10 protein-coding genes and 1 pseudogene are annotated in these 11,103 nt (G+C 52.1%); all 11 read left to right on the top strand.

The window, feature by feature from the left end; all coding sequences use genetic code 11:
* Positions 1 to 109 precede the first annotated feature (109 nt).
* The 11 genes and pseudogenes from purF to HY768_07245 all read left to right on the top strand — a co-directional run bounded on the left by purF (position 110) and on the right by HY768_07245 (position 10,496).
* Positions 110 to 1,462 carry an amidophosphoribosyltransferase gene (gene purF / locus HY768_07295; GenBank protein MBI4727013.1) on the top strand — a complete coding sequence of 451 codons (1,353 nt, stop codon included), beginning with the start codon at positions 110 to 112 and terminating at the stop codon, positions 1,460 to 1,462.
* A 288-nt stretch (positions 1,463 to 1,750) separates the two neighbouring features.
* Positions 1,751 to 3,085 carry a hypothetical protein gene (locus HY768_07290; GenBank protein ID MBI4727012.1) on the top strand — a complete coding sequence of 445 codons (1,335 nt, stop codon included), beginning with the start codon at positions 1,751 to 1,753 and terminating at the stop codon, positions 3,083 to 3,085.
* Between the two features lie 188 nt (positions 3,086 to 3,273).
* Positions 3,274 to 3,423: a type II toxin-antitoxin system HicB family antitoxin gene (locus tag HY768_07285; protein MBI4727011.1), complete on the top strand. Its 150-nt coding sequence runs from the start codon at positions 3,274 to 3,276 to the stop codon at positions 3,421 to 3,423.
* Positions 3,424 to 3,509: 86 nt separating this feature from the next.
* Positions 3,510 to 3,962 carry a PIN domain protein gene (locus HY768_07280; GenBank protein ID MBI4727010.1) on the top strand — a complete coding sequence of 151 codons (453 nt, stop codon included), beginning with the start codon at positions 3,510 to 3,512 and terminating at the stop codon, positions 3,960 to 3,962.
* Entirely contained in the window at positions 3,952 to 4,125 is a 174-nt protein-coding gene (locus tag HY768_07275; GenBank protein ID MBI4727009.1) for a hypothetical protein, read from the top strand. Before HY768_07280 ends, HY768_07275 begins: the two co-directional genes overlap by 11 nt.
* 62 nt (positions 4,126 to 4,187) lie before the next feature.
* Positions 4,188 to 4,425: pseudogene (locus HY768_07270) on the top strand (addiction module protein).
* A 150-nt stretch (positions 4,426 to 4,575) separates the two neighbouring features.
* Positions 4,576 to 6,006, top strand: a complete 1,431-nt coding sequence (locus tag HY768_07265) for a hypothetical protein (protein MBI4727008.1) — start codon at positions 4,576 to 4,578, stop codon at positions 6,004 to 6,006.
* A gap of 128 nt (positions 6,007 to 6,134) precedes the next feature.
* Complete coding sequence (locus HY768_07260) at positions 6,135 to 6,968, top strand: LPP20 family lipoprotein (GenBank protein ID MBI4727007.1); 834 nt, start codon at positions 6,135 to 6,137, stop codon at positions 6,966 to 6,968.
* A 358-nt stretch (positions 6,969 to 7,326) separates the two neighbouring features.
* Positions 7,327 to 8,487, top strand: coding sequence for a flagellar assembly protein T N-terminal domain-containing protein (locus tag HY768_07255; GenBank protein ID MBI4727006.1), 1,161 nt, complete (start codon positions 7,327 to 7,329; stop codon positions 8,485 to 8,487).
* 53 nt (positions 8,488 to 8,540) lie between these two features.
* Positions 8,541 to 9,317 carry a FecR domain-containing protein gene (locus tag HY768_07250; GenBank protein ID MBI4727005.1) on the top strand — a complete coding sequence of 259 codons (777 nt, stop codon included), beginning with the start codon at positions 8,541 to 8,543 and terminating at the stop codon, positions 9,315 to 9,317.
* A 177-nt stretch (positions 9,318 to 9,494) separates the two neighbouring features.
* Positions 9,495 to 10,496, top strand: a complete 1,002-nt coding sequence (locus tag HY768_07245) for a tetratricopeptide repeat protein (protein MBI4727004.1) — start codon at positions 9,495 to 9,497, stop codon at positions 10,494 to 10,496.
* The last annotated feature ends 607 nt before the right edge of the window (positions 10,497 to 11,103 follow it).

The raw sequence follows: 11,103 nt of genomic DNA, 5'->3' as shown, positions 1-11,103 counted from the left end.
GGGTGTTTGAATTTGATGGGGTCGTTTTTATTTGACAAGATGCATATTTATGATATAATTCTCATAAATAAACGGCCCAGTAACTATTTTTTACTTTACAAGTCACAATATGTGCGGAGTCTGCGGGATATTCAACCACGAGAAGGCATCCGAGGTTCTTTATCTGGGGCTTTTCGCCCTGCAGCACCGGGGGCAGGACAACGCCGGGATGGCGGTCTGGGACGGCCAGCAGTCAAGAATAGTCAAGGACAAGGGGCTGGTGTTTGATATCTTCAAGCCGGAAGCGCTGGCGGAGCTTAAGGGAAAAATGGGCATCGGCCACACCAGGTATCCCACCGCCGGGGACAGCTCCATCGCCAACGCCCAGCCTCATTATGCCGACACTAAGGAAGGCCGGATGGTGATCGTTTCCAACGGTGACATCACCAACATGCTGGAGCAAACCCGCTACTTAAAATCCCAGGGCTTTACCCCCTACGGCTCCAACGACGCCGAGGTGATCGTGGCCTCCATCGCCTGCTACTACGAGCAGGAGCATGACATGGCCAAGGCCGTCAAAAAGATGATGGAGACCGTGCGGGGCAGTTATTCGGCCATCCTGATGTTCAACGGGACGATGTACGTCTTCCGCGACCCCCTGGGCATCCGCCCCCTGGCCATGGGGCATAAGGGACAAACCAGGATCTTCGCCTCCGAAAGCTGCGCCATCGACACCATCGGCGGCATTTTCGAGCGCGAGGTGGCTCCGGGCGAGCTTTTGACGGTCAATGACCAGGGTATGGAAAGCCGGACACTGGCGGATACCAAGCCTTATAAACACTGCGTTTTTGAGCATATTTACTTCTCCCGGCCCGACAGCCTGATCTTCGGCGAAAGCGTGGCCAAAAAACGCTTCATGTTCGGCCAGCGCCTGGCCAGCGAGCAGTACACCGGGGCCGATTTCGTGATGCCGGTGCCGGATTCCTCCAACAACGCCGCCCTGGGTTTTGCCGAGGAGAACGGCATACCATATAAGCTGGCCCTGATCCGCAGCCACTATATCGGGCGCACTTTCATAAGCTCCACCCAGGAGATCAGAGATTTTGCCGTCCGCTTGAAATTCAACCCGGACAAGAGCCTGATTTCGGGCAAAAATCTGGCGGTGGTTGACGATTCCATCGTCCGGGGAACCACCAGCAAGAAGATCATGGGAATGATCCGGGAGGCCGGCGCCAGGGAGATCCATTTAAGGATCGCTTCCCCGCCTATCAGGCATTCCTGTTACTACGGGGTGGACACGCCCCGGATCAACGAGCTGATTGCTTCCACCAAATCGGTGGAGGAGATCCGGGAGTTTGTGGGGGTGGACAGCCTGCATTATCTGTCCCTGGCCGGGCTTAAATCCTGTCTGGAACGCCCCCAGGATTTCTGTTACGCCTGCCTGGACGGGAAATATCCAATCGAACCGCCCTCTACTAAGTAACTCGAAACTCGTTATTCGTTAATCGGGGCTTGTCCGACGTAGCTTTGCTTGTCTGCCGACCTGTCCGCAGTAGCATTCGCGCGGGCGGAAGCACTGGCGTAGGCAGAGCGTAGCCGGATTAATTGTTCAGTGTTAATTGTTAGTTTACGCATAAGCCGGGCCAAGTATTTTGATTTCAGACGTCCGTGCCAAATTAAAAACTAAAAAAATAAAAATTATTTTTTTAAAACTATTGACTTTAAAACGAAAATATGGTTATATAATGAATATAAGGAGGGGAAAAACAATATGCTAAAGTTCAAAAGTCTGATTATCCTGTTTCTTCTGGTTGCTTTTGCTCCGGCCCTGCTGTGGGCGGGAGGTCAAAGCTATAATTACTATGAAAACGGGCTGAATTACATGAAGAAAGTCCAGTGGGACCGGGCCATAGACGAGTTCAAGAGCGCCATTTCCCTGGAATTCAGCGACCGCACCAATTTCAAAACCTACGGCATGCATTTCATAGACTATTTCCCCCACCGGGAAATGGCTATCTGCTACTACAATTTGGGCGATCTGGATAAGGCCAGGAAGGAGATGGAGCTGTCCATGGCTTTCAAATCCACCGGCCGGTCCAAAGACTATTGGGACAAGATAAACCAGGGCGGAACCCAGTCAGCTTCCACGGCCTCCAAGGCCGAGGACGAAAAACTGGCCCAGGAGCGGTCCAAGCTGGATGCCGAGAAAAGGCGCATAGCCGAAGCCCAGGCGGCTTTAGAGCAGCGCAAGAAGGCCATGGATGCCGAGACCGCCCAAAAGGCAATACTGGAGGAGAGGTGGCTGGCCGCCCGGCGCGACAGTTTGGAGAGGGCCGAGCGTCAGCACCAGGCCGTGGCCCTGGACAGGGGCAAACTGCCGGTAGGAGCCCTGACCTACGACCCCGCCCGGGTTACCCAGGTCGGTTCCCGGCTGTCCATCGCGGTGCTGCCGTTTGACAACCGGAGCGGCAATGCCGAGATAACCAACACCGTCCAGGATAAGATGATCACCTCGCTGTACAGCCTTAAAAGATTCAAGATCATCGAACGGTCCCAGATAGACAAGGTCTTAAGCGAGCAAAAACTTGGCATGACCGGGGCTCTCGATCCGGCCAAGGCGGTCAAAGTGGGAAAGATCATTGGGGTGGACGCCATCTTGATGGGCTCCATTTCCTCCACCGCCAACGGCATCGGCATGGATGCCCGGCTGATAGACACCGAAAGCAGCGGCGTCATCACCGCCAAGGACGCTTACAGCGGCCAAAATACCCTGCAGGACATCAAAACAATGGCTACTGACATCTCCATTCAGATATACAATGACATTCCGCTGGTGGAAGGGTACCTGATAAAGCTTAATCCGGCCGGAGAGGCATTTTTGGATATAGGCACCGCCAAGGGAATGCGCAAGGGGATGAAAGTGGTGGTTTACAAGGAGGGCGAGGAGATCAAACACCCGGTGACCGGCGAGATACTTGGCAAGCAGGTGACCAAGGTGGGCGAGTTGCTGTTGACCGAAGTACAGGAAAAAATGTCCGAGGCTCAGATTTTGGAGAAGGAAGCGGGGCAGAGTTTGACCGTTGGCCAGAAGGTGGTAGCCAAGTAGACTTTCTTTGAATGCAATGGAACTCATCCCCCGGCCCCTTCTCTTATTTATTTTTCAAGAGAAGGGGTGCAGGGGTTGAGTTTACATTCTCCAACTCTCTTATAGTTCTTTTATAGTTCTTTCCTGAACCAATGGGATAATCCGCCCTGTGTAATCTGTGTAAATCTGTGAATAAAGTCAAGCGCGGTATGAATTTTAAAATTGAATACGAACAGGAAGCTGACGGCCGCTGGCTGGCAGAGTTGCCGCAAATTCCGGGGGTGATGGCCTATGGGGCAACTCAGCGGGAAGCAATGGCCAAAGCCGAAGCGCTGGCTTTAAGGGTACTGGCCGAGTAGTCTTTGGTAAAGCGTCATTGCGAGTTGAAATCAAGTTGAAACTAGCGAAGCAATCCACTTATGTAAAAGCAGTATAATTTTGACCTATGAGAATTTATGTAGATACATCTGTATTTGGTGGTTGCTTTGACCCTGAATTTGAAATTTGGTCAAACCAACTTATTGACTTTTTTAAAATCGGAAAATATACGGCTGTCATTTCGCAGGTTTCGGAATTTGAGCTGAAATTTGCGCCAAGGCACATACGGCAAATTTTGACAGGCATTCCAATTAAAAACCTTGAAATCGCAAAACTGACGGACGAAGCAAGACAATTATCCGAACACTACATAAAAGAAAAAATTGTAACAAAAAAAGCGCTCGCTGACACGCAGCACATTGCCGTTGCAACTGTGCAACAAGTTGACTTACTTGTAAGTTGGAATTTCAAACACATTGTGAACTACGACAAAATACGGTTATACAATGCCGTGAATTTAAAATATGGTTACAAAGTTTTAGAAATCAGAAACCCAAGAGATCTGACCGATGAAAAATAAAAATAAAAAATACTTTGACGCCGTTCAAATGGTGCGCGACATACGGTGCGCTATGTTCAGACAAGCGACCGACCCGAACTTTGACCCGAAAGAATTTGACTGCATCCGGGAAAAGTGGACAAAACTTTTAGCACAGCAAGAAAAAAGCACAGTCCATAAATAAATATTTCATTTGCCGCGGTATGAACCAATGGCTGGCGGGCAAGGCCAGTAAGGGGGGCGATCATGAAAAAAATAACTGCCACCGACGCGCTTGAGTTATCCATACCAGAAAGAATCCAGTTAGTAGAAGATATTTGGGATACGATAAGCATCGAAGCGGCGGCGGTTGAATTTACTGCTGAGGGAAAAAAGGATCATTGATGTACGGTTGGATAGTTATCATCAAAATCCTAAATTGGGTTCGCCCTGGGAAGATGTTTATAAGGCAATAACCGTTGGCCAGAAGGTGGCGGCCAAGTAGTCTGGCTTGGAAGTTCAGAAGTTGTGAAGTTGAGAGGATGAGAAGCTGATAAAATAGCGTAGGCGAAAGCAATCCATTTTTAGCATTTTTTAGAATATTAACCGGTACCTAAAAAGAAACAAAACAAACCTAAACACAAAAGGAGAGAACATGCGTAGAGTTGGTCTGGTATTGGCTCTGCTGGCTTTGGTAGCCTTGCCGGCAATGGCGCAATCCGAGTATATGGATTATAACATTATGGGAGCTGGAGCGCGTGCTCACGGCATGGGGGGCGCTTTTATCGGCCTGGCTGATGATGCTACGGCCGTTTCCTGGAACCCTGCCGGCATTGCCCAATTAGATAAAATGGAAGCTTCCGCCGTGGGGCTGTTTAACATAAAAGGGTATATATATAAATACCAGGACAGCGATGGGCCTTATGATACCACATTTACGGAGAAACATATCGCGCCAAACTTCTTTAGTTTAGCGCTTCCGATGAAAGTCGGCGGCCGCAATTTGGTGCTGGCAGCAGCCTACCAGCGGCAAATAGACATGGGCACAAGTTCCTCTGGGCAGTTTGACCGCGAGAGTTTTATTTTCGATTATTATCCATCTTCATCACTATATGCTTTGGGGTATCTTTACAGCCCCTCTAAATATGAAGACAAAGTAAAGGGCGGGGTTGACGCCATAACTCCGGCGGTGGCTTTACAACTTAACCCAAATATATATATTGGCGTTGCGGCCAATATATTTGTCAACGGCACCACTGATGAATATAAAAACACTTTTAGCCCCAATCTCTGGGACGATATTGCCATACGCGATATTTACGATGCGAATTGGAACTATCTTGCTACTTTGAAAGATACTTTTGACATAACCGGCAGCGAGTCGTATAACTACGAAACAAAATACAACGGGTTCGGGCTGAATGGCGGTTTGCTGGCTACCTCCAGAAAGTTCAATTTTGGGGCAAAAATTCAACTGCCGTTTACGTTAAAACAAAAAACCACAGAAACCTATGATATAGCTTATACCTGGCGTTGGATTGGGAATCCTACCAACACACGGGATACGTCCTCCGCTACTACGAACAAATATGAGCACACTATAAAAATGCCATTTTCTTTTGGATTTGGCGTGGCCATTAAACCGACCGACAATTTGACGATAGCGGCTGATTTTGAGAGGCGGCCGTATGGTAAAACCAACGTCTATAATGATTATATGCTATATAATCTATGGTCGGATGAAACAAATCATCTAAGTGACACTTTGTTGCTGAAAAATTGCAATCAATTCAGAGTTGGGCTGGAGTATATATTCATTGGCAGCAATGCGGTATTTCCAGTCCGATTGGGCTTTAGGACAGATCCCAAGACATATACCGGCTTTTATGATGACGGCACCGACACCAGCCAGGTGGCGGGGAAGGTGTTTACCGCGGGCTTTGGCATGAAATTCGGCAATCTTTGGTTTGACTTGGCTTACGAACTTGGCATGACCAGCATAATGGATTATAGTACAGTTTATTATGAGGAGAATTTAAGCGAAAAATCGCATAATGTTTTGGCTTCCTGCGTTGTCCATTTCTAATTCTATATTTTTTAATAAACAAATAATATTTAACCCGATAGGAGGTGGTAACGTTTAGCCTCGGTAAAACCCCGGATATTCAGCTTTAGCAATTTTCAGTAAATCAAATATAAGGAGCATAGTTTAAAATGTTTAAGAAAACTTTAGCGCTGCTGGCCATACTTGGCTTTGCCTCATTGGCTTTGGCCCAGGTGGAACAGAACATCCAGGGCGCCGGCATGATAGACTGGACCGACCAGTCGGTCAAATCCACCGGCGTCGGGGCGCTTAACCCCAAACTTCCGCCTTCGACCCAGCGCAAGAACGCCCTGCGGGCCGCCCAGCTTGACGCCATGCGCAACATGATAGAGACCCTCAACGGCGTGCTGTTGACCTCCGAGACCACGGTGGAGAACGCCATGATGAGTTCGGACATCATCAAGACCCGGGTGGACGGCATCGTCAAAAACTTTCGCTTCACCTCCAAGCCCCGCTACATGTCGGACGGCTCGGTGGAAGTGGACATGGAGATGCTTTTAACCGGCAAGGTGGGCGACGTATTGTATCCCGAGCAGATGGGCGGCAAGACTCCGATCTATGCCAACCTGCCCTCCGGATTTAACGCCCAGGAGCCCCAGACCTACACCGGCCTGATCATTGACGCCACCGGCACCGATGCCATGCCGGCCATGGTTCCCGCCATTCTGGACGAATCGGGCGAGGGCATCTACGGCCAGGATTTCGTTCCCCGCGAATCGGCGGTCAAGAACGGGGTGGTGATCTATGCCAAGACGATGGAAGAAGCCATGGCCAACGCCGCCCGGGTGGGCAGCAACCCGCTGGTGATCAAGGCCGTCAAATCCTCAGGGCTTAACAAGGCCGATCTGATCATCGCCGATTCCGACGTGGAGAACGTGGCGGTGATCGCCGACAATACGGACATCTACGACAACTGCCGGGTGATCATAGTTCTGAAACAGTAAACAGACCACGTCATTCTGACCTCACCCTTGCACCCTCTCCTAATATTCAGCCTCCGTAGCAAGTAGCGCTAATATTTGGTTACTTCGGCGAAGTAGGCCATTAGGAGAGGGACGGGGAGAGGTCAGAATGACAACCAGAAATAAAAGGGAGAGCGAGTCTTTTTAAAGGAGACTATTTAAAAACGCCGTTCTCCCTTTTGACTGTTGGCTGCGTCCGTCTTTGTGAGAAGGTCAGTTTATCCGTTTACAAAGCAATTGCTATTGGCTTGGATTGCTTCGTATGCCAGGCGGGATGTTCCCTTGCAATGACAATAACCCCGGGTTCCTTAACCAACCACGAAAGGACTTCATATTTAAAATGAAAAAAACAATTTACTCAATCCTCACGCTATTGATATTCTTCGGCCTGGCTGCGGCCCAGGAAGCCATGCAGACCATCACCACCGACGGCACCGCCTCGGTTCTGAACGGCGACAAGGCCCAGGCCCGGGATGTGGCCACTCAGGACGCCCTGCGCAACGCGGTGGAGCAGGTGACCGGCGCGGTCATCAGCTCCAGCACTTTAGTGGAGAACGCCATGGTGGTGGAGGACAACATCTATTCCAAGGCCAAGGGCTACGTCAAGAGCTACTCCATAGTCAGCGAGGGCGAGGCCGACGGCGGGCTTACTTATAACGTCAAGGTCAAGGCCCTGGTGCGGGAGGGGGCCATCAGGGAGGACATGGCTGATATCATTAAGGGGGCGGGCAATCCCAAGCTGATGGTGCTGATCACCGAAAGCAACGTGGGAAGTTCGGCCATCGGCGGGATCGACGCCCAATTGGGCACCGCCGAGAACACCATCATAGAGGCCATGCGCAACAAGGGATTTGACTTCGTGGACAAGGAGACCGCCGAAAAAAGCATCCGGCGCGACAAGGCCCTGGCGGCGTTGGAAGGCGACGCCCAGGCCGCGGCCTTCATCGGGGAGCGGGCCGGGGCCGAGGTGATCATCACCGGCCAGGCCTTTGCCAGGGAGGCCTCGGCCGTCAATGACCTGCTGGGCGGCATGAAGTCCATCCAGGCCACGGTTTCGGTCAAAGCCTTCAACACCGACGACGGGAGGATCCTGGTGTCCAAGGTGGAGACCGGGCGGGCGGTGCACATCGAGGAGATAGTGGGCGGCACCAAGGCCATCGAGCAGGCTTCCGCCAAATTAGCCGATTACCTGGCCGAAGAGATCGTCAAGAAATTCGCCCGGGGCGGCAACACCGTAACATTAAACGTTACCGGAGCCTCCAATTACGACCTGTACCAGGAGTTGATCAACGTCCTGAAATACGAGGTCCGGGGAGTGAAGGCGGTCAACGACCGGGAGATCACCGGCAACACCGGGCTGGTGGAGGTGGAGACCAAGTTCAACAGCAGCCAGCTGGCCCAGGAACTTCTTTATAAGAATTTCGCCAAGTTCTCGGTCAAGATCTTAAGCCGCACCGCCAACCGCATCAATCTCAGGCTGCGGGCTAAGGTCGTCCGCTAAAAGGCGAATTCACGATTTACGATTTACAATTTACAATATAAGGGGGGTACAAAGTGATCGGAATTATTAAAAAACAAACCGGTATGTTGTGGCTGTTGGCGGCGGTCTTACTGGCCTGCCTGACTGTTACCGCGGTGCAGCTTACCGCCAAGGCCACCCCGGTGGCCAAGATCTCGTTCGTGGTGGGCGACGTCAAGACCCAGAAGCCGCAAAAGGACAGTTGGAAGAAAGTGACCTTTGACCAGCCGCTGGCCGCCGGGGAAAAGGTCAAAAGCACCGAGGACGCCCGGGCCGAGATCGCCTTCTCGGACGGCAGCATCATCCGGGTGGACGCCAACACCCAGCTGGCTATAGACGAGCTGAAGAAGGATTCCAAAAAGGGACTGACCGCCAGCGGCAAGGTCTGGAGCGGCAAGGTCTGGGCCAACGTCAACAAGGTCAGCAAAAAAAGCAAGTTTGAGCTGGAATCGCCCACCGCGGTGGCCGCGGTCCGGGGCACCATCTACCGGATGTCGGTGATGCCCGACAGCAGCACCAAGGTGGCGGTGTACCAGGGCGAGGTCAAGGTGGAGGTCAACCCCGACTTCTTCGCCAACCAAAAGAAGAAACAAGGCGGCCGCGAGGGCGAGATCGAAGGGCCGCAGGAGATCGCCGGCCCGCGCGAGGTCAAGCTGGAGCAGTGGGTCCAGATCGTCAAGGCCCAGATGGAGATCACCATCAACGCCGACGGCACCTATGGCATAGTGAACTTCAATCCCATCATCGACAGCCAGGATGAGTGGGTCCGCTGGAACCAGGAACGGGACCAGAAGCTGGGCCGCAAGCAGTAGAACTTTGCCACCAAGCGATGCACTGAGTTTATCAAAGTGGCACAAAGGCACCAAGCCAAATCGTGAATTGTAAATTGTGAATAGTGATTTTTGTGACACTTCGGCTTTGCTCAGTGCATGCTTGTGCCTTTTAATGGGTGAGTCTTTGTGGCGAATATAAAATAACTTGGAGTTGAAATGAAGAAATATCTGGTTTTAGTTGCAGTCATTATTCTGGCGGTAGTTTCCTGCGGGCCAGTCTTCGTGGCCATCCGCCGGACCGAAAAGCCCAGGCTGGACATCCCGGCCATCAAGCGGGTGGCGGTGGTGGACTTCGTGGACCCTTACAACCGGAACCTGGGGCCGGGAGTGGGCAACGTGCTGGTCTCCAAGCTGGCCGAACAGGGCTATTACGAGATGGTGGAGCGGGAGAAAATCCAGTCGGTGATGTCCGAGCACAAGTTCAACCTGACCGGAGCGGTGGACCCCGGCACGGTCAAACAACTGGGCGGCCTGCTGGGGGTGGACGCCATCATCACCGGCGAGATACTGGCCTACAAGGTGGAGACCTCCAAACGGATGGAGAAGGTGGAGCGCAAGGAAGGAACCGGCCGCTACGAGGAAGTGGAAAGGAAGAACATTTTCACCGGCAAAAAATACAAGGTCAAGGAAGAGATCATGAAAACAGTGCTGGTGGACGAAGAACGGACCACCAAGAGCGGCACGGTCTCCATCAACTACCGGCTGATAGACATCGCTTCCGGCAAGGTGGCGGCCAGCAAGTCCCAGTCGGCCAGCTACAACAAGTGGTTCAAGGATAATGTCCCCGGCGACGACCAGATCCTTAGCGGATTGCTGACCGCGGTTACCGACTCCTTCGTGGGCGACATCTCCCCTCATTATGTGAATGTCACCAAAAGGCTGCTTAAAAGCAAAGCCGACCCCAGCCAGATCGGCGCCAAGTACGCCAAGGCCGGAGACTGGCAGCGGGCGGTTGAGATCTGGGAACGTTCGGCGGCATCCCTGCCCGGGGATCCGGGGTTATGGCACAATATCGGCGTGGCCTACGAAGCTCTGGGAAGCTACGACAAGGCCCTGGAATCCTACAAAAAGGCCTCGGACCTTGATCCCGCCAATGAGATGTATATCCAGGACCAGGCCGGAGTGCGGAATGCCTACCGCCGGGGATTGGCGCAGTAGGGGCGCCATAGTGCCTAGGCCCGTTCCGAAAATTGTGAAGACGCCAAGGCCAACGTTATTTTGATTGGATTAATGGGATGTGTCCGCCGGTTAGCGCGCTTGACTGGGGGTCAAGGGGCCGGTGGTTCGAATTCGCCAAGGGCAGGAGGGCGCGCCTGCGCGGCGCAGAAATACTAATCAGAGCGGATAATAGTAGACTTTTTTCCACCGAAACACGCTAAATACGCTAATTATATTGGATTTAAAAGAAACCGGAATGTCTACTAATATACGCTCCCATTAGTAAGAGAGATCTAATGGCATAAATTACGTTGTTAGCCAAGATGTCGCTGACGCAGCCCTGGTAGCGTCAGCTCTGCGAAATTAGATCGCCAACGGCATTGGCTCCGTTCCATTTTCTGGCATCTTGGCTAACGCCCGGTTTTGTTTGGGCGAGTAATCGCTCCGCCCTGCGTCAGCAACACCATCGGCTAACAATCAGATTTGCTGCCGCTCGGTGCTGCGCACCTCACGATTACTTGCACCTTCGCCGCCCAAACCCTGGCTCATGCTTCCGCCCCGCCGTTGGCGGGGCTCCGCCTTCGCTTCGGGCTATCGCAAATCCGGG

Source organism: candidate division TA06 bacterium (assembly GCA_016208585.1).
In the GTDB taxonomy this organism is placed as follows: Bacteria; Edwardsbacteria; AC1; order AC1; family EtOH8; genus UBA5202.
This window is presented reverse-complemented; position numbering and strand designations above follow the sequence as displayed.

What these genes read in the sequence shown, in the direction of transcription:
- HY768_07280 (MBI4727010.1), top strand. Translation starts at nt 3,510, where the DNA reads ATGAGAATTTATGTAGATACATCTGTATTTGGTGGTTGCTTTGACCCT.
- HY768_07290 (MBI4727012.1), top strand. Translation starts at nt 1,751, where the DNA reads ATGCTAAAGTTCAAAAGTCTGATTATCCTGTTTCTTCTGGTTGCTTTT.
- HY768_07275 (MBI4727009.1), top strand. Translation starts at nt 3,952, where the DNA reads ATGAAAAATAAAAATAAAAAATACTTTGACGCCGTTCAAATGGTGCGC.
- HY768_07265 (MBI4727008.1), top strand. Translation starts at nt 4,576, where the DNA reads ATGCGTAGAGTTGGTCTGGTATTGGCTCTGCTGGCTTTGGTAGCCTTG.
- purF (MBI4727013.1), top strand. Translation starts at nt 110, where the DNA reads ATGTGCGGAGTCTGCGGGATATTCAACCACGAGAAGGCATCCGAGGTT.
- HY768_07285 (MBI4727011.1), top strand. Translation starts at nt 3,274, where the DNA reads ATGAATTTTAAAATTGAATACGAACAGGAAGCTGACGGCCGCTGGCTG.
- HY768_07245 (MBI4727004.1), top strand. Translation starts at nt 9,495, where the DNA reads ATGAAGAAATATCTGGTTTTAGTTGCAGTCATTATTCTGGCGGTAGTT.
- HY768_07255 (MBI4727006.1), top strand. Translation starts at nt 7,327, where the DNA reads ATGAAAAAAACAATTTACTCAATCCTCACGCTATTGATATTCTTCGGC.
- HY768_07260 (MBI4727007.1), top strand. Translation starts at nt 6,135, where the DNA reads ATGTTTAAGAAAACTTTAGCGCTGCTGGCCATACTTGGCTTTGCCTCA.